Source organism: Methylophilus sp. VKM B-3414, from assembly GCF_032248435.1.
In the GTDB taxonomy this organism is placed as follows: Bacteria; Pseudomonadota; Gammaproteobacteria; order Burkholderiales; family Methylophilaceae; genus Methylophilus; species Methylophilus glucosoxydans.
Genome location: NZ_JAVTLI010000003.1, coordinates 422,020 through 443,396, shown reverse-complemented (window position 1 = coordinate 443,396; position 21,377 = coordinate 422,020). Strand labels below are relative to the sequence as shown.

Here is a 21,377-nt window from a genome sequence, read left to right as displayed (position 1 = left end):
ACAAGAGATGCAAGACGATGCGCTACACTACTTTAGTTGGCCGATGCCGAGCTTTTCCAATCCTTCATGGCTTGCTCACCAGAGCGATCTACCTGAATCTGATTGTTTTCTGTTGAAACGACCCAGCTCAGCGGGATAAAGTGGTGCTGGCCGCTTTTATCCTTCATTAATTTAATCGTTTGCTCACCTTCCATATGGTCGACCTTGGCAAACTCATTGTTTTGCGAACAGACCACCGACATATCCGGCTTGATGTCACTTGCTTTGACTGTATTCATTGTTCTCCATTCCACTTGTACCAAGTGTTTGCGTTTAGGGCCTTAGAGTGTCGCAGCCTTTTTAAGCCCCGACTGTACGCTAGCCCACGCTTGGTCAGACAGCGACGAAGCGGAATTCCCCTCCTGCCAATGGCAGAACAGACTGGTTTTTAGAGACGCATGCGTGGTGACCCACATGGAGAGCGTGCCTGCAGGTGATACAAGCCTGATACTAACGATTCACAAACGTAATTTTGGGAATGTCCCCGAAAAATTCCATGCGGGTCAAACTGGCGTAATCGATATGCAACCGGAACAAGCCTTTGAGTTGCATATTCAGCACATGCGCAATCAGCGCGCGTATCATGCCGCCATGGGTGACTACCAGCACATGTTCACCGGCATGGCGGGCTTGTATCTCTTGCAAAAAGTCCACACCGCGCGCCTGTAACTGGGCAAAGGTTTCGCCTTGTGGCGGCGAAAGTTCGGCATAGTTTTTGGCCCAGACATCAAATCGCTCACGCGGAATATCGTTCCAAGCCTGCATCTCCCATTCGCCAAAGTGCAGCTCCTTGAGGCGCACATCGGCCTGAATGTCTCCAGCATGCCCCAGGCCGTGGGCCAGACCCAGTGCGAGTTTGTGGCAGCGCTGCAAAGGGCTGGTATAGAGGGCGTGGAAAGCATCGGCTTGCAGCTTTTGCTGCACGCTGGCCAACTCGTGATGAAAGTTGGCCGAGACATCGACATCGCTTTGTCCGTAACAGATGCCTTCAGCGATTTGTAAACTGGTGTGTCTCACCAACGTCAATTTCATGCCAAGCGCTCCCAGGCCAGCAGGCCCAAATAAAAAGCGACTTCAGTCAGTTGCTGTGTCGCACCCAGCGTATCGCCGGTATACCCTTGAATCTGTCGTAACATCGTTTGCCGCCACATCTGCCAGACCACGAGCACAGGCAAGCTGGTGATCAGTAAAAAATGTCCGGCAGCCATCAATGACTGATTGATGCCCAGCATCAGGGCAAAGCCCAGCCAGCACAGCAGGCCGAAGACGCTGGCGTATACAATATCCTGCCGGGTCAGCGTAGTGGCTAGCGGTTTGGCCTTGCCCGCAGTGCGCACATAGTTGGCCGTCGCCATCACATACACCGCCGCCAGTCTGCTCAGGGCATGGCTGGCAATCAGGGCAAACGGCAAGATAGCGGGCGCCAGCGCAGACAAAGCCTCAAACTTGAACAGCAAGATGCCCACCAGCGCAATGGCGCCGTAGCTGCCAAGGCGAGAGTCATGCATGATCTCCAGCTTGCGCTCGCGCGTCATGCCTCCGCCCAAGCCGTCCGCACTGTCGGCCAGGCCATCTTCATGAAAGGCGCCTGTGGCAAGGATGGTGGCAGCCATGCTGCACAACACGGCCAATGCCGGGTTGAAGAGCCCATGCGCCAGCCACCAGACCATGGCGGCCAGTAAGCCCACCAACAGGCCGACCAACGGGAAATAGCGGGCCGCCTGATTCAGATCACTTTCTTTAAAGTCAGGCAGTGCAGGCACCGGGATACGCGTAAAGAACCCCACGGCCAGCAAAAAGGAACGCCATTGCGATTTCACTGCACTTGCTCGCTGACGCCAGCACTCTCAAAGCTGGCCATTTCGGTGAGAAAGGCAACCGCAGACTGCAACAGGGGATAAGCCAGTACGGCGCCGGTGCCTTCGCCCAGACGCAAGGACAAATGCAGCAAGGGCTGCGCCTTGAGGTGCGCCAGCATGATGCCATGGCCACTTTCGTCGGAACAATGCGCAAATACGCAATAGTCGACCACCTGCGGATACAGCTTGGCGGCCACCAGCAAGGCCGAGGTGGCAATAAAACCATCAATGAGCAAGGTGACACGGGCTTCGGCAGCGGCAAGCAATGCCCCAACCATCATGGCGACTTCAAAGCCGCCAAATACGGCCAATGCATGCAGAGGATCGCTGGCAGGCACATGATGCGCTTGCAAGGCAGAAGTGAGCACCGCCAGTTTGTGCTGCAACCCCTTGTCGCTGACACCGGTGCCACGCCCCACACATTGATGCATGGGTAAGCCACACAGCACACTCATGAGGCAACTGGCGCTGGAGGTATTGCCGATGCCCATCTCGCCCAGTGCCAGCACATTACAGCCCTGGGTAATGGCATCCCTGGCAATTTGCGAGCCGCGGTAAATCGCCTGTGCGCATTGCTCGGCCGTCATCGCCGGCTGATGCAGAAAACTGGCGGTGCCCATGCCCACCTTGGCATCAATCAACTTGGGGTGCGGGGCGAATACGGCATTGACGCCGCTATCCACCACATGCAGCTCAAATCCATGCTGGCGCGCAAACACATTAATGGCGGCACCGCCATTTAAAAAGTTGAATACCATTTGCGCCGTCACCGCTTGCGGATAAGGGCTGACGCCTTCGGCGACGATGCCATGATCACCTGCAAACACCAGCATGGTGGGCTGTTGCAACACCGGATGTACGGTTTGCTGGATCAGCCCCAGTTGCATAGCCAGGGCTTCCAGCCGCCCAAGGGCGCCTAAGGGTTTGGTTTTTTGGTTGATCTGCTGGGCCAGCGCGGCTTGCAGGGTCTGGTCTTCGATGGGGGTGATTTGAAATGTTTGCATATTGTTATTTTACCGGGCAAAAAGGTCAGTCTGGCAGAATTGTTAAACGCTTTGGCGTCTACACCGCTGCCTGAATAAAAAAGCCCCGCAACTGCGGGGCAAATGGCTAAGGAAGCAACACGTGAATCAACCTATTTTAACGGGAACATAGAGTTTGCTGTCCCCACGCATGACCAATAGGGCCACATTCTTGCTGTTTTGCGTTAACTTGTCCTGCAACTGGCTGACGCTTTTCACCTGATCGCCATTGACGGCCAGAATGACGTCACCTGGCTGGATGCCGGCATTGGCGGCAGGACCTTTGCCCACCTCTTCCACCAGCAAGCCCTGCTTAAGTTGCGTCTGCGCCAGCTCTTGCGAAGTGAGCGGGCGCACACTCACCCCTAATCTGGCTTGCTTGCTATCCATGCTGGCAGCAGGGTCTGCCTGCGCAGTTTGCATTTCATCAATACGCACAGTCAGTTTTTTGAGCTGTTTGTTGCGCCAGACTTCAACGCTGACCGTACTGCCCGGCTTGATACTGCCCACCATGGGCGGCAAGTCGCTGGAGCGGTCTATGCTCTGACCATTAAACTTCAAGATCACATCGCCAGGTTCTAGGCCGGCTTTATCCGCAGGGCCATTTTTCTCGACATTGCTGACCAGGGCGCCATTGGGGGCCTGCAAGCCAAATGAAGAAGCCAAATCCTGGTTAATGGCTTGCACACCAATGCCCAGACGGCCACGGCTGACTTTGCCTTTTTCGAGCAACTGCTGCTCAATGCCCATGGCCACATCAATCGGGATCGCAAATGACAGGCCCTGATAGCCACCGCTACGGCTGTAAATTTGCGAGTTAATGCCAATGACCTCACCATTCAGGTTGAAGAGCGGCCCGCCAGAGTTACCTGGGTTAATGGCCACGTCAGTCTGCAGGAAAGGTACATAGCCTTCGTCTGGCAAGGCGCGGGATTTGGCCGAGATAATGCCTGCCGTCACCGTGTTGTCAAAGCCGAAGGGCGAGCCTATTGCCACGACCCAGTCCCCCACATTGCTGCTCTTGGTACTGCCAATACGGACAGTCGGCAAATCTTTGGCATCAATTTTCAGCACCGCCACATCGGTCAGCTTGTCCACGCCGACCACCTTGGCTTGGAACTCACGCTTGTCAGACAGTTTGACGGTCACCACATCGGCTTTATCCACCACGTGGGCATTGGTCAGGATCACGCCATCAGACTTGACGATAAAGCCTGAACCCAGGCCATTCATCGGCGTTTCGGTTTGTGGCATATTGGGCTGAAAACGGCGGAATAACTCAAACATGGGGTCACTAGGATCCATGCCCGGAATCCCGGCGGTTTTCACGGTGCCACTGACGCTGATATTGACCACGGCAGCGCCCTGGGTAGAAGCGATACTGGCAAAATTAGGCAGCGTGATATAAGCACTTGGTGCGGTCATGGTTTTGGCCGACACCGGCGCAGTCGCCTGCGCATGATTCACCAGCGTGTAGCCTTTCATCCAGTAGCCAGCACCAAACAGTGCTGCCACGGCCAACGGCACAGACACCCAATGCGTCAATTTTGATTGTAAGAACGATTGCATCACAGTTTCCTTTCTTCTGCATCAATCAAGTTGTGTCCTTTCTTGCAGGACCATTCAGCGCTTATGAGCTTTAAAACAGGGCCTAAGTTTCCGAATTTTTGTAACCGAATTGTATCGGGAGAAATTCCCACTCATCGTCACACCAACATCCCCCCTAAAAAGGGTCCGTGTTACACTGCGGTCTTTGCTTTTTTGAGTTGGAATGGCAAAGCTCGCCCGTTTTTTAAAGCCTTATTGGCCGCGGCGCATGACCGGGTCGTTGCGCGATTACGCACGGGCGGCGCTGGGCGCGGGCCTGGGAATTTTGCTCACTGGCGGGATGGCCGGCCTAGTCATCGCAGAAGCGCCAGCGGCAGACTGGCATACTGCTGTGTTCCTGATTGCACCCATGGGGGCCTCGGCCGTCATTTTGTTTTGTTTGCCATCCAGCCCGCTGGCACAACCGTGGGCCTTGCTGGCAGGCAATACGCTGGCCGCCTTAAGCGGGGTATTGTTTGCACAATGGTTGCCAGATTTTCCGGTCGCCGCCGCAGCACTTGCTATGCTGTCGGCGATTGCGTTAATGTTTGCCTTTCGTTGCCTGCATCCGCCTAGCGGCGCGGTGGCCCTGACTGCCGTGTTGGGCGGCGAATCAATCTGGCAACTCGGCTTTGGCTTTATCTGGTGGCCGGTGCTGGCAAACAGCCTGTTACTGGTACTCACAGCCTGGATTTACCATCGTATGACCGGCTATCGATACCCGGTGGCGGATCATGACCATGCCGCAGCGACGCCCACGCACATGCGCTACCAGTTTGGATTCACGCCTGAAGATTTGCAGCAGGCACTGGGGCAGTCTCACGAAGTGCTGGACATTCACCCCTCGCAATTACAACACCTGCTTGAGCAAACCGAATTGATTGCCTACCACCGTAAACTGGAGGCGATTACCTGCGAACAGATCATGCGGCCAGTGGAGACCACCTTTGAATATGGCGACCCTCTGGAAGCCGCCTGGCACACCATGCTGGCGCAGACCGAGCCTGCGGTGCCTGTAGTCAACAAGGCAAAGCTGGTGATAGGGATATTGAGCCTGTCAGACTTTGTGCGGCATGCCCAGGCGAGCAGTTATCGCGAAGTGGGGCCTGCCCTGCAGCGACTGATCCGCTGGTCACCCACCACGCATAGCGACAAAGCGGAAGTTGTCGGCCAAATCATGACCACGCCAGCCATCACCATCCAGGCCCAGATGCATCTCATGCATACCATTCCGCTCATGACCAGCCATCACTTGCAACTGTTGCCCGTGGTGGATGCCTCCAACAAACTGGTCGGCCTGCTGACACAAACCGACGTGATCCGCGCACTTTACCGCTAGGACTTGCCCGCCTGCTTGCGCGCCGGTTTTTCCAATTGCTGATACGGCACGATCACTTCGCGTGAGGCAAGCACAATCTCGCGCAAGAAACACAGCAGTCCCAATATCAGTGACGCCATCGAGATAATAAACGACACCATCACCAGGTGCGGCAAGCGCAAGCCGGTTTCCACCGAAATAAACATGCTGGCGATAGAGACACAAATACACAAGGCGGCAAACGTGGCCAGGCCAATCGCCCGGCGTAGCCATTTGGTGCGCCTGACAATAATCTTGAGCTCATCCTTGAACCGCTCACGCTTCTCCTCCGGCGTATCGGTTAAAAACCTGGCACGGTCAATTGAGCGGCCCAGGCGGCCAATTAACACGCCGAGAATCGACCCGATGCCAGTGAGTAAAAACACGGGCGCCACCGCATCACGGATCGCTTCCGACACACTGTGGATTTCTATCATGGTATTAATCATGCGCTGGCGAACTCAGGAAAAAGGAAGGCCTATTTTGACATGAAAAACACCAGACACGCGTGCACCATTTTAGCCAACTGCGCACCAACAAAAGGCATGCGCACAAAGCAGGTAGCGTTTATTTGACCAATCACCAGCGAAATCATGTCCCTCAGGTTTTAATATTTAAATAAAAGCATTTTTCTTGCCATTGTTTTGCAATTCGACCCCGCTAAATGGGAACCATTCTTGCTATAAATAGGCGGAATTAATTGCAATCATGGAAGAACACTAGAAATATATGCACCCACAACCTTTGACTGAAGAGCTCGCCAGCCATTTTAAAAAGGTCAACGATTTCCGTTCACACATCTACCAGCTACAAAATGCCTGGGACAGTCTTGCGCTGATGGCGCAACTGTCCGGCACCGGCTCCGAAATGGAAGAAACACGCACGGCATTCAACAAAATCTCGAATGCCGTGTTACGCCACCTGTCAGAAGAAACCTTGCACAAAACGGCGGCACAGCTGACATCCAAGGCATTTGAGGTCATTAACCTGCTGATCCGCAACCTGTTTGAACGCACGGCGGATATCGGCTTTTTTGCCACCGACGATGATGTCAGGGGCTACCTTGAAAAACATGCGGCAGGCGCAGTCACGGCACATGAGCAATTGCGTATCACGCACCGCTTTCAGGAATATCAAAAGAAATATACCGTCTACGAAAATATTGCCCTTTTTGATATGGCGGGCAACTTGCTGCATCAGCTGGATGCCTCCCAGCAGACGCTGGTAGACCAACACGCAATTTTCAAGCTGGCAGTACAATCCAGTGCGCCTTATGTCGAGTATTTTTATGAAACGGAAATCAACGGCAAACCTTACCAATCCCTGATGTATGCGCATGAAGTACGCAGCAGTGATGGCCTGCGGCCTTTAGGCGTCCTGTGCTTGTGCTTCAAGTTTGTGAACGAACTGCAAACCATTTTTCAAAACCTGATTTCTGGCTCGGACTGGACCATAGGCATCCTGCTGGATGAGCATCGTCACGTGATTGCCTCTAGCGATCCACACCAAATCCCCATTGGCATCACCCTCTGTGCAGACACGGACAAGGACTGGTTTGTGGCACGGTTTGCGGGCCGTGAATACCTGTGTGTCACCAAGCAGGCCGAGAATTATCAAGGCTACTCAGGGCCAGGCTGGCTGGGACAAGCCATGATTCCGCTTGAGTATGCATTCAACCAGAGCATGCAGGGCATGATCAGCAATATTGATGCGGAAATCTTGCGCAAGGTGATGCGCAGCCCGCTGATTTTTTCTGAAAGCCTGCTGAATATTCCAAAACAGGCGGCCAACATTCAGAGCAAGCTGAACCAGTCGGTGTGGAACGGCAATATCTGGCAGAGCAACTACGTCAACACCCAGCAAAAGAACTTCTCCAAAAGCCTGCTCTCGGAGATCAGCAATACCGGACATAAAACCCAGCAAATTATTGAGGGCATGGTCTCTGAGCTGTATCAAACAGTGGTCTCGGTGATGCTCGAAAACTCCAGTTTTTATGCGCAGCTGGCGGTAGAGATCATGGACCGCAACCTGTACGAGCGGGCGAATGACGTCCGTTGGTGGGCACTCACCCACGTCTTCAGAGAATGCCTAGGTAACGCCCAGCTCTCTGCGCAGGATAAAAACCAGATCAGCTCAATTCTGCGCTACATCAATGGCTTGTATACCGTTTACGACAACCTGATCGTCTTTGACCGGCAAGGCACGGTGATTGCCGTGTCCAACCCACGTTACAATGAGTTGATCGACAGCCAGCTCACCGAAGAATGGGTAGGCCGCACGCGCAGCTGCACTTCCAGTCAGGACTATGTAGTGTCGCAGTTTGAACCGACGCCCTTGTACAACCATCAGGCAACCTATATTTATGCAGCGCCGATCCGGCATTTGGATGGCAACAGTATTGTCGGTGGCATAGGCATTGTGTTTGACAGCAAGCCGCAATTCCAGGCCATGCTCCGTGATGTGATTCCACGCGACAAAACCGATACACCGGTCAGCGGCAGCTTTACGCTGTTTGTCAACGAACAGCTCAAGGTGATCTCCAGCACGCATGCAGACTTTGCCACCGGCGATGACTTTGCGTTGATGCCGGAAATCAGCAATCTCAATGAAGGCCAGCGACTGTTTGATATTGCCATTTACCATCACACCTACTATGCGGTAGGGGTGCACGCGGCGTATGGTTATCGTGAATTCAAGGGGGCAGAAGACAACTACCGGAATAAAGTCTTTGCCTTGATCTTTACCCCGCTTGGCAATGTCAACGAAATCAACCAGCGCATCACGGCAGAGTCGCAGGTCATCCACAACAAATTTAACCCCAACCTGTTCCTGCAAAATGCTGAAGACAGCCAGGAGTACGCAACCTTTTATGTCGGCAACAGCTGGCTAGGGATAGAGGCCCGCTTTGTCCGCGAAGCGATTGACGAAGTGCAGTTACGCACGCTGCCAGAGTCGGCGCCGTTTATTGCGGGCATGCACCCCTATGGCGATCAGGTCATCCCTATTATTGACCTGGCGCGCATGCTGGGTCACGCGCACTACTTTACCGATTACCGGCAGATTGTGGTGATTGAAGACAAGGCAGCCGCCCTCAAATTCGGGGTCTTTGTCTCGGCGCTGGGCGAGATTCCTTACCTTGCCCCCAGCCAGATTCAGCCCATGAATACTTTTTTCAAGGGGATTAGCAACAACCCCGGCATTGCCATTGCCAATCTCGCCCAGCAAAGCATGCTGACCCTGATGAATGCCCAAAGCCTGTGGGAAAAAGTCACTATCGGCCAGCAAAGGCAAACTGAACAGGCGATGCTGTAATGCGTGGCCAGATCAACTGGGACATGATGCAAACACAAATCGTCGATGCCTTAATGACCTCACAGCAACAACGGCTGTTGGATACGCTACTGGATAATCTGGATGGCATGATATACCGCTGCCTGTATGATGATCAGTGGACCATGATTTATGTCAGCAAAGGCTGTGAGTCACTGACCGGCTATGCTCCGCAAGACTTGATCCTGAACAAGGTCAAGTCCTACGAACGGATCACGCACACTGAAGACCGTGCACAGGCGCGCAAAATCATTCATGAAGCGGTCAGTCGCAAACAACGGTTTGCACTTGAATACCGCATTGTGCGTGCCGATGGCGAAATCAGCTGGGTGGCCGAACGCGGCAGCGGCGTCTTTGATCCCGAGGGCAAACCCGTCGCCCTTGAAGGCATTATTCAGGACATCACGGAACGCAAACGCATTGAGCAGGCGCTCTACAGCACCGAGCAAAAATACCGCTCCATGTTCGAGAACTCGACGCTTGGCATGTTCCAGACCACAGAATCTGGCACCTACCTGAATGCCAACCTGGCGCTGGCCAAGCTCTATGGCTATGCCTCGCCGGCGGAGCTGATCAGCGACCTCAACAATATCAGCACGCAACTGTATGTAGAAGACAGCCGCCGTCACGACTTTACCGAAGCCATCCGCCTGCAGGGGCGTGTGCAGAATTTTGAGTCGCAAGTCTACCGGCTGAATGGCGAAACCATCTGGATCTCGGAAAACGCGCATGCCGTCTATGATGCACAAGGCAGTATTCTTTACTACGAGGGCACGGTCGAAGACATCACCGACCGTAAAAACTATGAGTTGCAAATCCGCCAACTGGCGGTGACAGACAACCTGACCGGGTTGTTAAACCGCCATGCCTTCAGTGGCAAACTGGCCAGCCTGATTGCGGAAGCCGACAAGTTTCACTACAAAATCGCGATTGCCTTTATTGACCTCGACCATTTCAAACTCATTAACGACACGCTGGGCCACCGCGCCGGTGACAAGCTGCTGGAGAACGTCGCGCAAAGGTTGATTCAGAGTACACGCCCGACGGATGCCATTGTGCGGTTTGGCGGCGATGAGTTTGTCATGCTCTACCCCGGCCTGCGCTCGGCAGAAGATGCCCAACCCTTGCTGTCACGGGTCATGGAAGCCATTTCGCAACCGATTGCCATTGGCGACTATGTGTTTAACATGACTTGTAGCGTTGGCGTCAGCATCTACCCGGACCATGCCCAAGACATTGATACCTTGCTGACGTGCGCCGACTCTGCACTGTATAGCGCTAAAAATGCCGGTAAAAATAAAGTGCAAATGTTTAGTGGCTCCCTGGCACAGCAACTGGGCGAACGTAACGAAATTGAATATGGCCTCGGACACGCCCTGCAACGGCAAGAACTCATGCTGTATTACCAGCCGCAAATCAATATGCAACACGGCAATATCAGCGCGCTGGAAGCCCTGATCCGCTGGCAGCACCCGGAGCGCGGCCTGATTCCGCCTGACCAGTTTATTCCGGTGGCTGAAGAAACCGGCCATATTTTTGCCATCGGTGAATGGGTCTTGCAGACTGCCTGCAAGAAAATCAAAGCCATGCAAACCGAATGGGGCTATCTGGTGCCGATTGCGGTCAACGTCTCGCCTATCCAGTTTTTGCGCGGCAACTTGGTGGAGACGGTGCAGCGGGTCTTACGGCAGGAACGCGTCCCGCCACATTTGATTACGCTGGAAGTGACCGAGAATGCGCGCTTTAAGGATGAAGCCATGTTTACGCGGACACTGGAGCAACTCAAACGCCTGGGCGTATGTATTGCCATTGATGACTTCGGCATCGGCTACTCCAATATGGCCTATCTGAAAAACTATCCGATTGACGAACTCAAGATTGACAAAGCGTTTGTGCAGGACCTGGAACAAAGCGTGACCAATGGCAATATCCTGCTGGCATTGATCAATCTGGGTAAAAGCTTGCATAAATCAGTGACCGCAGAAGGCATAGAAAACGAGTACCAGCACCGCTTTTTATTGCACAGCGGCTGCGATGTTGGCCAGGGCTATTATTACAGCAAGCCCTTGTCGGATGAAGCACTGGCACAGTTCATGCGCGAGCAACGGCCCAAGTTTGACCATTTGCAGGTGAGCCGCTAGGCGGTCACCTGCGATGTCCAGCTTGCAACCGACTAAGCGTTGCTGCGCTCGATTTCAGGCAGCGCTTCGTGTTTAATGGCTGCTTCAAATGCAGTCAACCGTTTGTAAACCGACAGCAGCTCGACAATGGTGGTCCAGGAGTTGACCAGATATTGAAACGAGTTACTCACTTGTGAGAACGCCGTCAGAATCTGCTGCAAAATACCAAACGTGATTTTACCCGCCGCAATGGTAGGCACCAGAATCAAGTAGGCAAAGATATTATCCGCCTGCAAATACAGGCTGCGCGCCACATTGAAATACATGTAGTGAAAATACAAGCGGAAGTAGTTTTTACGCACATCCAGAAACAAGGCTTTTAGCGTCTCAGGTTGCGCGCGTGCCGGGTCATCTTCGCCATACACCAGCTCTTTACGATACGCCGCTTCTACCCGCTGGTTTCTGAATTCCAGGCCTGGCAACTTAATCCCGACCGCAGCCAACAAAAAGGTACCGAACACAGACCAGGCAATTGCCGCCGTGAACAGCGGCGCAGGCACCGCCCCAAACACGGGCAGCTCACTTACATACGCAGACAAGCTCCACAACACCGGCAAAAACGCAAACAAGGTCATCACCGCCTCCACCATAGACACGCCCAGGCCCTCCATGATGGTCGCAAAGCGCATGGTGTCTTCCTGTACCCGTTGCGATGCCCCTTCAATGTTGCGCACCTGCGGCCACTGGTGGGTATAAAAATCGTTCATCGCCGTACGCCAGCGGAAGATATAGTGGCTGACAAAAAAGCGAGTCAGGACATAAATAAAAATGGCCACGAACGCGATTTCGGCAAACTGCAACATGAGGATATACAACTGCGCGGTCGTGACCTTGGAGTTGGGCGAAAGCGCCGCTTGCACCGCATCAAAGAAAGGCCGGCGCCAGTTATTGAGCGCTACCGATACCTGCACAGAGTAATAGGTCGAGAACAAAATAAAGGCGCTACCGACAATCGACCACCACTGCCAGCGGCTAGGTTTAAGCTTGAACCACATCAGCGCAAAAATCGCGACGCTCACCAGGTAATACAGATAAAACAGCTTGAACGGGTCAGTGACAAAATGCCCGAGTCCGATCACCGGCTCCTTCTCTACCATGGATAAACCCAATGCCGTGCCAATGGCAGAAGAATACTCGAACCATACGCCGCAACAGACCATTGCCCACAGAATGACAGAAGGCCAGAACCAGCGGGAGTCGGGAAAAAAGGATTTGAACATAGGCGATTGATATTCTTATTAACAAGTGTTCAGTGTATTGGCTCTTGCCCTGGCCTGCAACAAGGTCATGCAATCAGATTCATCAAGTTTTGCAGATCAAATAACGTCCGGCAACAAAAAAGCCCCCATGTGGGAGCTTGAGTATTGTGCGGGGAAAATGTTCAAAATCTTTTACATAGCCGACTTTAAAGCGGTCGTGTTAACTGTAATTGCCTCTAAAGCAGCACCCTAAAGGGGAGTTGCTTTGATAGCTGGCGCGTTGAAGCATAACTTTAGCCTTGGGTGAAGATTTGTGGCTGACCAGCCGGCGTTTTACCGGCGCTTTTCTTGCAGGCTCCTCCTTAACGGGTGTGGCTTGAACTGGCGTGGCTTGTGCGGCATCAACCATGGCGTCACTAGCCTCAGCCAATTGCACGTGCTGCTCAGGCTCAGGCTTAGCCCCTTCACCTGCATTCACAGCTTTAAGAAAATACCGGTTATCGGCAGGCGCTTCATGTTCAAAGGTAATCATCATCAAGGCCAACATGTTGAGGAAAATCAGTTTGGGAAGCATATACGATTTGTGGGAATGCATTTTATGCTCAATATTTGAAGGTTGAGTCAGGCACCATCTTAATGGTAAGCGCCGCACTTAGACGTAGGCTGCCGCTGATTTGCCTGTCAGAAAATGCTTACTCGCACCGTCCCGAAAACGTTTTTGATCCTGACAGGTCTTACCGCTTAAGAATTTGTTACTTAAACATCCGACAGACCTGAATAAAGAATAGAGGGGTTATGAAGTCAATCTTGCTCACCAGCTTGCTTTTGCTGACCAATGTTTTAAATGCTCAGCCCAGTATTGTTGATACGCTGGAACTCGGACACTCGATTGTCATGGTCACCACCGACTTGCCGGATGGCTCAAACGGCAGGGGCTCTGGTGTAGTGGTCAGCCCCGAATACGTGGCGACCAACTGTCATGTGATTGCCAATAGCAAAGGTGTGAATATCGCCAAATTTAGAGATGGTTATCAGCCGATAGGTCTGAAAGCCAACTGGAAACGCGATGTCTGCCTGCTCAAGTTTGACCCGCTGCCATTCAAACCCATCCCCATGCGAGACAGTCAAAGCCTGCAATATGAAGAAGAAGTCTTTAGCATGAGTTTTCCAGCCGGTGCGCCGGTGCCCCAGCTGTCTTATGGCGCGATCAAGGGCATTTATCCGTTTGATGGCAGCCTGATTGTGCGCTCGAACGCCTCTTTTTACATGGGCTCTAGCGGCGGCGCCTTGTTTGACCAGCACTACAACCTGATCGGCCTGACCACGTTCAAAAGCCCGGGCCAGCCAGCGTTTTATTACAGCCTGCCGGTCGAGTGGATCAAGGAGTTGATGGCGGCGCCTGAAACCACGTCACTCAAAACCAATGATGTCCCTTTCTGGGCGTTGCCGCTGGAACAACGGCCTTATTTCATGCAGGTGGTAATTCCTTATCAAAATGCAGACTGGCGTGATTTGAAAACCATTGCCGGACAATGGACGGGCCAAGAACCGGCTTCTGCCGATGCCTGGTATTTTTTAGGGCTGGCGGAAGAAGGCTTGCAGCATTATGTGCAGGCAGAGCAGGACCTGAAAAAAGCCTATGACCTTAACCAGCGCGATGTTGATGCCATGCTTGCGCTGTCCAGAGTCGCTTTTGTGCAAAAAGATCTGGCGACGCTTGAGTCTATACAGCCAGCGATTCAGGCGATAGACCCGGAACAAGGCGAAAAAGTCACGCAACAAATCCAGGCCTTGAAGCAAGCCAGTCCCTGAGCTGGTCTAATCTGACGCTGGCCTGGCTTTTAAAACTGCAACACCAGCATCGCGCACAAACACACTGTCACCAGCAGCGTGATTTGTGTGCGCAACTGGTAAAACCAGCGTTCAATCAGCCCCTCAGCCACCAGCTTGCGGTCTATCAGCCATAAAACGATAAAGGCGGCGATCTGCACCAGATATTGGGTGACCGGCACCACAAAAAACAGGGTAGCCCAGGCAAGTAGGGCCAGCAAATTGCTGGTGACCAGCAAATTCAGGCGGGTGTCTTGGGCATGGTTCAAAAACAAGCCCCAGTGTATCCCACATAAAAATGAGATAATAACGGCGCCATAGGTCAGCGCCAGATAGCCGGTATGATAATGCGCCATCCCCTGCATCTGCGCTACCACGGCGCCGGCAAAAGGCAGCGCGCCCATAAAGGTCAATGTTTTAGCCAGCTGAATATGTATAGGTCGCATGTGTTTTCTCCTCTTTGCAGCGATGTGACCATGGTCAATCATTTTGGTTTTGGGGCTGCAGACGAAAAAGCCTGCATGGCATGCGGGAACTAAATCAGCCGTTAAGCGCTCATGCCATCAACATAAAATAATACACGGATACACACCATGAACTTTCATCACGCATTGCCCGTGATTGGCACTTGTATGGCCATCACCTTCTTCAGTCCGCTTACATCTGCCGAATCCCGCATAGACCGGCAAACAGAAACTGCCGTACCCAGAGCACAAAACCTGTATGGGATTGGCGTTGGCGTCCTGCCAAAGACCTCTGGCTCTGATGAATACCGCGCGCTGGTGTTGCCGATTATTAACGCGAACTATGGCGACCGTTTTTTTATCAATGCCCTGCAAGCGGGCGCCTGGTTAGTGGATAGCGAGGATAAACGCTTACGCTTTGGCCTGTCTGCCGAGGCCAAGTTTGGCTGGGATGCCAGCAAGGGAGACCGTACGCGCGGCATGGATAACCGCGACTTTTCGATTTTTGTTGGGCCGCTGCTCCGCTGGCAAACCGACTATGGCACATTGAATGCGCAATGGACTACGGATGCCAGTGGCAACAGTAATGGCCAGCAGTTTCAGGTGCAATACATCAAGAGCCTGTTAAGGTCGCCAAACTTGCGTCTGAACGGCCTGGTGGGGGCGACCTGGAACAGCCAGAAATTCAACAACTATTACTTTGGGGTGCGCAACAATGAAGTCAACGCCAGTCGGCCGTTTTACCGCGCGGGATCCGGCGTTGAATGGCAGGCAGGCATCAATGGCATGATGCCTGTGATGACGAATCACTCACTGCTGTTTGGAGCATTCATCACCCGACTCAGTGATGAACAATACGACAGCCCGATCACAGAAACACGCATACAACCCATGGCTTACGTCGGCTATAGCATCCCGTTTTAACATAAACCGCCCATCGCGGCGGACATGCCGACGGAGGCTTAATGGCGGCCATTGGCATTGAAAAAGGCCCAGATCACATCGTTGGCGTCAATCGCCGTTGATCCAGCCTCCCCACCACGGGGTTTGCTGCCCCCCGGCCAGGAATGTCCGCCGCTGTCGGTGACACAGAGCTGTGCAGGCGCCAACCCGCCACGATGCACCTCACAATAGGCACCGCTGACTTCAAGGATACGCTCCGCCTGTGGATTGGCCTGGTTGAGCTTTACCCATTTCTGGATAGTGGCAGGCACCGAATTAAAACTGACATCTGTCATGGATTTCTCGCCCGGACCACCATTGAATGGGACATGGTCATCGTCTTTGGCGTGAATATGCAAAATCGCCACCGGTTTGCTGGGCAGACATTGCCTGGTATTGTCTGTCCCGGCGACAGCCGCGATCGCGCTGATGGTGCCTGACAACTCGCAGGCCAGCCGATAAGCCATCATGCCGCCATTGGACATGCCATCGACAAAAATGCGGTTGGCATCAATGGCTGTCTTTTGCTGCATGGCTTGAATCATGGCCCGGATCACACCCACATCATCACTTTGTTTTTTGAGCGCTGGACCACAACAGTTACCGGCATTCCAGGTGGCGAACTTGCCGCCCGGCAACCGGCTGTAACCATTAGGAAACACGGCAATATAGCCATGTTTTTCGGCCGCAGAAATCTGGTGATAAAACCGTTCGGTGGCCTGCACCTGCATATTGCCCATCCCGCCATGCAGCACCAGCACCATGGGCAAGGCCTGGCCTGCGCCGACCTGCTTGGGCACATGCACGAGATACTCGCGCGTCTCACCACCAACATTGACCTCAAAGGCATAATCGCCAGAGGCGAGATTTGCCCGGCACAGGGCGGGCAAACAGGTTACACTGCACAGCAAATACACCATCAAGCGCCGAAACCAGGACATGGGGACCCCCTCAACCAGAACAGAATATTGTCATGAACGCTCAAGTATACGATGATGTTGACGCAGCGCTGTAGCTGAACCCACCGCCTTATGTTAGAAAAGCATTTTTTAGACGATCAGGCCCAGATGCATACGCACCTTCCCTCTGACGCCCCCCCTGTAGGCCTGCTGTTAGCCGCTGGCTTCTCCCGCCGGTTTGGTGCGCAAAACAAACTCTTACAGCCCTTGCCTAATGGTGAGTGCATGGCAGTAGTGGCCGCCCGCAGCCTGATCACCGCCTTGCCTCACAGTGTCGCCGTGATACGCGCCAATGTGCCTGAGTTGAGTGCCGCACTCAAGGCCTTGGGATTGATAGTGGTCGAATGTGGCGAGCAGGAGCAGGTCATGGCCGATAGTCTCAAGCTGGGGTTGAACACCGTGTTAACGGCCTTTCCGCAGTACGCCGGCGTGGTGATCGCCTTGGCAGACATGCCCTTTATCCAGCCGCAGACCATACAGCATGTCGCGAATGCCTTGGCTCAGCATCCATTGGCACAACCGGTCATGGCAGGCAAAGCCGGTCATCCGGTGGGTTTCAGCCGTGCGCTGATTCCTGAATTAATCCGGGTGGAAGGCGACCAGGGCGCGCGGGAGGTGGTGCGCGCCCATCAGGGACAGAGCATACACATTGCGTGCGAGGACCCGGGCATCTTCAGGGATATTGATACCCCCGCCGACCTGAAATGATCAGGCCATCGCCAGCCTGTGCGCCCGTGAGACCAGGCCCGTTTGCTGCAACTGTGCGCGTTCCTGAATCAACTCAGCCAGGATAGACACGGCAATTTCGGCCGGCGTGCGGCTGCCGATACGCAGACCGACCGGGCCATGCAGGCGGTTCACCTCTTGCTCGGTGAGGTCAAAACTGCGCAAGCGCTGTTTGCGTTTTTCCTGATTTTTGACGGAGCCCAAGGCGCCAATATAAAACGCGTCTGACTTGAGCGCTTCAAGCAACGCCATGTCGTCCAGTTTGGGATCATGGGTGACGGCCACAATCGCCGTGTGTGGATCAGGCGCCATCTCCAACACCACATCGTCAGGCATGCCAGGCAACCAGTCTGCGCCTTCCACATGCCATTCAGCACGCATTTCCTCACGCGGATCGCAGATCATGACGTGAAAATCCAGCGCTTGTGCCATGGCCGCCAACACGGAGCCCAGTTGGTTGGCGCCAATAATCAGCAAGCGCCATTGCGGGCCAAAATAACTGTGAAACCAGTCACTTTCCAGATAAGGCTGTCCTTCAGGCAGCACGTATTGATGCCGCACCTCACCACTGTGTAAATGGACGGAGCGCTTAAGCAACCGCCGTTGTGACAAGCTCTCCAGCATAGGCGCTAATTGCGCCGTTTGCGTGAGCGGCTCGGCAAAAATCTTGAGCTGGCCACCACAAGGGATGCCAAAACGCTGTGCTTCTGCCTGATTGACGCCATACTCCATGATCGCTGGCCGCGCGGGCAGTTGTTGATGGCGGGCTTTGTCTGCCAGATCATCTTCAATACAGCCGCCAGAGACAGAGCCGACCAGATGGCCATCTTCACGCACCACCAGTATGGCACCTGGCAACCGGGGTGCTGAGCCCCAGGTCTGGATCACGGTAAACAGATGCGCGCCATAGCCCTGGTCCAGCCAGTCACGGGCACGTTGTAACACTTCCCAATCAGAGGACTGCATAGGGCTTAAGCCAGCTGATCACCAATCGGCAACCGGCGGATACGCTTGCCAGTCGCAGCAAAAATGGCGTTGGTCACGGCAGGTGCCAGCGGCGGCACGCCAGGCTCACCCACCCCACCCATTTTTTCGGTGCTGGGCACAATATGCACCTCCACTTTGGGCATATCTTTCATGCGTAACACCTGGTAGTTGTGGAAGTTGGATTGTTCTACCTGGCCGTCTTTGAAGCTCACCTCGCTACTGAGCGCGGCACCCAGCGCAAAGGCGACACAAGACTCCATCTGCGCTTTGACACCATCCGGGTTCACGGCCAGCCCGCAATCAATCGCCATCACCACGCGGTGCACTTTGACCTCGCCGTCTTTGACGGAGACTTCGGCCACCTGCGCCACATAACTGCCAAACGATTCGTGGACGGCAATGCCACGGAACACGCCAGTAGGCAACGGTTTGCCCCAGCCCGCTTTATCGGCCGCCAGATTGAGTGCCGCCAGATGACGGGGATGGTCTTTCAGCAACTGGCGGCGATACGCCAGCGGATCCTGTTTGCTGGCATGCGCCAGTTCATCAATCAGGCTTTCCATGACAAAGGCGGAATGGCTATGCCCGACCGATCGCCACCACAACACCGGCACATCACTTTGCACCGAGTGCAACTGCACCTCATGATGCGGAGTGCCTTTCACATAGGGCGAATCAGCCACGCCTTCCACCGAGGTGGCATCAATGCCGTCCTTGATCATGACGCCTTCAAAGGGCGTGCCTTTGATGATGGACTGTCCGACCAGCGTCTGCTGCCAGGCCAGCGGTTTGCCCTGTTTGTCGAGCGCGATACTGGCTTTGTGAACAAACATCGGCCGGTAGAACCCCCCCTTGATATCGTCTTCGCGGCTCCAAACCGTTTTCACCGGCATGCCTGCCGCTTTGGCCACTTCAACCGCTTCAGACACAAAGTCTGCACGGGGATTGGCGCGACGGCCAAAACCGCCCCCTAAAAACAGCGTGTGAATTTTCACTTGTTCTGGTTTCAGGCCCAGAATCTTGGCAGCTGACGCCTGGTCCGTGGTTTGCATTTGCGTCCCGGTCCAGATTTCACAACCCTGATCAGAGATTTTGACGGCACAGTTCAAAGGTTCCATCGGTGCATGCGCCAGATAAGGCAACACATATTCCGCCTGTATGGTTTGCTTGGCCTGCTTGCTGGCCGTGGCGACATCGCCCGCTTTCGCAGCCTGCAAGCCTGGCTTTTGCGCCAGCGCCTGATATTGCTTGAGCAAGGCAGGGGTATCCGGTTTGTCATGCCCGGCCAGCGCCCACTCCAGCTTGAGGGCCTCGCGCCCCTGCTTGGCGGCCCAGTAATGCTCGGCAATCACGGCAACCCCCGTGGGCACTTTGACCACCTTGATCACGCCCGGCACTTTGCGTGCAGCGGCATCATCCAGGCTTTTGAGTGTGGAGCCAAACACCGGCGCACGTGCCACCATGGCGACTTTGAGTCCTTCAAACTGCACATCCTGACCAAACTTGGCCGTGCCATTGATTTTTTCTGCGCTGTCCAGACGCTTGGTGGCCTTGCCGATCAATTTCCACTGCTCCGGTTTTTTAAGCGTGACGCTGGTCGGTGTCGGCAATTGACTGGCGGTCTCCACCAGCTTGCCATAACTGAGCTTTTGCGTGCCGTTGATGACAAAACCATTTTCGGTGCGCAAGCCAGCTACTGGTACCTTCCATTGCTTGGCCGCCGCCTCCAGCAACAGAACACGTGTCAATGCGCCCGCCTGGCGATAGCGGTCAAATTCTGACCAGGTGGTGGAAGAGCCGCCGGTAATCTGGATACCATATGCGGTATGCACATAAGCAGGCGCCGCAGGCGCATGCTCGACCTTGATCTTGCTCCAGTCGGCATCCAGCTCATCTGCAATCAGCATGGGCAAGGTGGTCCAAACACCCTGCCCCATTTCGCTATGCGCCAACATCACGGTAATACTGTCATCGGCGCCGATGCGCAAAAAGGCATTGGGCGCAGGCAGCGGCAGCGCCTCTGCCGCATTGGCTACACCCATAAAGCGTTTGGCTTGCGGAATACTGAATGCCACCACAAGGCCGCCAGCGACCAGGGCCGTGCTTTTGATAAAACTGCGGCGTGAGAGGTTAATGAGATCATTCATGGGGTCTCTCCTTAAGCCAGTTTGGCAGCGGCTTCGTGGATTGCTGCCCGGATACGTTGATAAGTCCCGCAACGGCAAATATTGCCACTCATGGCCGCATCAATATCGGCGTCGCTGGGTTTGGGGTTTTGCTTGAGCAGTGAGGTCGCAGACATGATCTGGCCGGATTGGCAGTAGCCACACTGCACCACATCAATCTGTTGCCAGGCGGCTTGTACGGCCTGGCCCACCTTGTCGTCATGCATGGCTTCTATGGTGGTGATTTTTTTACCCGCGGCCGCACTGACCGGGGTCACACAAGAGCGAATGGCCTGACCATCCAGATGCACAGTACAGGCCCCACATTGCGCCATGCCACAGCCAAACTTGGTGCCGGTCATGCCAGCCACATCGCGGATTGCCCATAAAAGAGGCATGTCATCGCTCACGTTGAGCTCGGTCTCTTTGCCATTGATATTGAGTTTCATCGTGTTTGTTCCTTTTTAAAATCTGATGCTGCAGTCGCAAAACCAATCTAAGGTTGGCTATCGTGAAAAATACTAACATACATGATTGTATGTATGGGCGTCCCGGAGCTGCATAAGTTTAAATTTAATCGTGTTAAGTCTACAGTATGCAGCCCGCGATGCAGCTAGTCGCGCAGCCGCTTTACATCTGTCGATCCAATCAGGACGAGATCCTGAAACAGTCTTTACATTACCTTCACTCCCGTCCGCCTGCTGGTGCCAGGCGATTTACTTTGTCTGCAA

General features: G+C 54.0%; 19 protein-coding genes. 6 read left to right on the top strand and 13 right to left on the bottom strand.

What is annotated here, in order from left to right; genetic code table 11:
- Positions 1-32: 32 nt before the first annotated feature.
- The 5 genes from Q9292_RS04300 to Q9292_RS04280 all read right to left on the bottom strand — a co-directional run bounded on the left by Q9292_RS04300 (position 33) and on the right by Q9292_RS04280 (position 4,489).
- Positions 33-278, bottom strand: a complete 246-nt coding sequence (locus tag Q9292_RS04300) for a DUF2171 domain-containing protein (protein ID WP_194748856.1) — start codon at positions 276-278, stop codon at positions 33-35.
- Between the two features lie 211 nt (positions 279-489).
- Positions 490-1,071 (bottom strand): alpha-ribazole phosphatase, encoded by a 582-nt coding sequence (gene cobC / locus Q9292_RS04295; RefSeq protein ID WP_194748857.1) that lies wholly within the window; start codon positions 1,069-1,071, stop codon positions 490-492.
- The gene (locus tag Q9292_RS04290; protein WP_194748858.1) at positions 1,068-1,859 is read right to left on the bottom strand and encodes an adenosylcobinamide-GDP ribazoletransferase; all 792 of its coding nucleotides are present in this window, start codon (positions 1,857-1,859) and stop codon (positions 1,068-1,070) included. Before Q9292_RS04290 ends, cobC begins: the two co-directional genes overlap by 4 nt.
- Positions 1,856-2,902: a nicotinate-nucleotide--dimethylbenzimidazole phosphoribosyltransferase gene (gene cobT / locus Q9292_RS04285; RefSeq protein WP_194748859.1), complete on the bottom strand. Its 1,047-nt coding sequence runs from the start codon at positions 2,900-2,902 to the stop codon at positions 1,856-1,858. Before cobT ends, Q9292_RS04290 begins: the two co-directional genes overlap by 4 nt.
- 126 nt (positions 2,903-3,028) lie before the next feature.
- Positions 3,029-4,489, bottom strand: coding sequence for a DegQ family serine endoprotease (locus Q9292_RS04280; protein ID WP_313985187.1), 1,461 nt, complete (start codon positions 4,487-4,489; stop codon positions 3,029-3,031).
- Positions 4,490-4,736: 247 nt separating this feature from the next.
- Here Q9292_RS04280 and Q9292_RS04275 point away from each other — a divergent pair, with 247 nt between their 5' ends.
- Positions 4,737-5,846, top strand: coding sequence for an HPP family protein (locus tag Q9292_RS04275; protein ID WP_313985184.1), 1,110 nt, complete (start codon positions 4,737-4,739; stop codon positions 5,844-5,846).
- Here Q9292_RS04275 and Q9292_RS04270 read toward each other — a convergent pair.
- Entirely contained in the window at positions 5,843-6,301 is a 459-nt protein-coding gene (locus Q9292_RS04270; protein ID WP_275357768.1) for a DUF2721 domain-containing protein, read from the bottom strand. The two genes, Q9292_RS04275 and Q9292_RS04270, sit on opposite strands and share 4 nt — an antisense overlap.
- 292 nt (positions 6,302-6,593) lie before the next feature.
- Between Q9292_RS04270 and Q9292_RS04265 the strand changes: the two genes are divergently transcribed.
- Together Q9292_RS04265 and Q9292_RS04260 are read left to right on the top strand one after the other, a co-directional pair.
- Complete coding sequence (locus Q9292_RS04265; RefSeq protein WP_313985181.1) at positions 6,594-9,176, top strand: chemotaxis protein CheW; 2,583 nt, start codon at positions 6,594-6,596, stop codon at positions 9,174-9,176.
- Positions 9,176-11,335 (top strand): bifunctional diguanylate cyclase/phosphodiesterase, encoded by a 2,160-nt coding sequence (locus Q9292_RS04260; RefSeq protein WP_228518846.1) that lies wholly within the window; start codon positions 9,176-9,178, stop codon positions 11,333-11,335. The genes Q9292_RS04265 and Q9292_RS04260 overlap by 1 nt, the downstream gene beginning before the upstream one ends.
- Positions 11,336-11,367: 32 nt before the next feature.
- On the opposite strand, the gene sbmA is transcribed toward Q9292_RS04260, so the two are convergent.
- On the bottom strand, positions 11,368-12,594 hold the full coding sequence (gene sbmA / locus Q9292_RS04255; protein WP_313985177.1) for a peptide antibiotic transporter SbmA: 1,227 nt from the start codon (positions 12,592-12,594) through the stop codon (positions 11,368-11,370).
- A 199-nt stretch (positions 12,595-12,793) separates the two neighbouring features.
- Positions 12,794-13,168, bottom strand: a complete 375-nt coding sequence (locus tag Q9292_RS04250; protein WP_313985175.1) for a hypothetical protein — start codon at positions 13,166-13,168, stop codon at positions 12,794-12,796.
- 200 nt (positions 13,169-13,368) lie between these two features.
- Here Q9292_RS04250 and Q9292_RS04245 point away from each other — a divergent pair, with 200 nt between their 5' ends.
- Positions 13,369-14,385, top strand: coding sequence for a trypsin-like peptidase domain-containing protein (locus tag Q9292_RS04245; RefSeq protein ID WP_313985173.1), 1,017 nt, complete (start codon positions 13,369-13,371; stop codon positions 14,383-14,385).
- A 29-nt stretch (positions 14,386-14,414) separates the two neighbouring features.
- Here Q9292_RS04245 and Q9292_RS04240 read toward each other — a convergent pair whose 3' ends face one another.
- Complete coding sequence (locus Q9292_RS04240) at positions 14,415-14,849, bottom strand: DUF3429 domain-containing protein (RefSeq protein ID WP_194748867.1); 435 nt, start codon at positions 14,847-14,849, stop codon at positions 14,415-14,417.
- Between the two features lie 147 nt (positions 14,850-14,996).
- On the opposite strand from Q9292_RS04240, the gene Q9292_RS04235 reads away from it, so the two are divergent.
- Positions 14,997-15,791, top strand: a complete 795-nt coding sequence (locus Q9292_RS04235; protein WP_313985169.1) for a MipA/OmpV family protein — start codon at positions 14,997-14,999, stop codon at positions 15,789-15,791.
- Positions 15,792-15,829: 38 nt separating this feature from the next.
- Here Q9292_RS04235 and Q9292_RS04230 read toward each other — a convergent pair whose 3' ends face one another.
- On the bottom strand, positions 15,830-16,750 hold the full coding sequence (locus tag Q9292_RS04230; protein WP_313985166.1) for an alpha/beta hydrolase family esterase: 921 nt from the start codon (positions 16,748-16,750) through the stop codon (positions 15,830-15,832).
- A gap of 126 nt (positions 16,751-16,876) precedes the next feature.
- Here Q9292_RS04230 and Q9292_RS04225 point away from each other — a divergent pair, with 126 nt between their 5' ends.
- Complete coding sequence (locus Q9292_RS04225) at positions 16,877-17,476, top strand: nucleotidyltransferase family protein (protein WP_313985163.1); 600 nt, start codon at positions 16,877-16,879, stop codon at positions 17,474-17,476.
- On the opposite strand, the gene Q9292_RS04220 is transcribed toward Q9292_RS04225, so the two are convergent.
- The 3 genes from Q9292_RS04220 to Q9292_RS04210 are packed head-to-tail and all read right to left on the bottom strand — an operon-like array spanning position 17,477 to position 21,095.
- Positions 17,477-18,460 carry an XdhC family protein gene (locus Q9292_RS04220; protein WP_313985161.1) on the bottom strand — a complete coding sequence of 328 codons (984 nt, stop codon included), beginning with the start codon at positions 18,458-18,460 and terminating at the stop codon, positions 17,477-17,479.
- A 5-nt stretch (positions 18,461-18,465) separates the two neighbouring features.
- The gene (locus Q9292_RS04215) at positions 18,466-20,628 is read right to left on the bottom strand and encodes a xanthine dehydrogenase family protein molybdopterin-binding subunit (protein WP_313985158.1); all 2,163 of its coding nucleotides are present in this window, start codon (positions 20,626-20,628) and stop codon (positions 18,466-18,468) included.
- An 11-nt stretch (positions 20,629-20,639) separates the two neighbouring features.
- On the bottom strand, positions 20,640-21,095 hold the full coding sequence (locus Q9292_RS04210) for a (2Fe-2S)-binding protein (RefSeq protein ID WP_194748873.1): 456 nt from the start codon (positions 21,093-21,095) through the stop codon (positions 20,640-20,642).
- Positions 21,096-21,377: the final 282 nt, after the last annotated feature.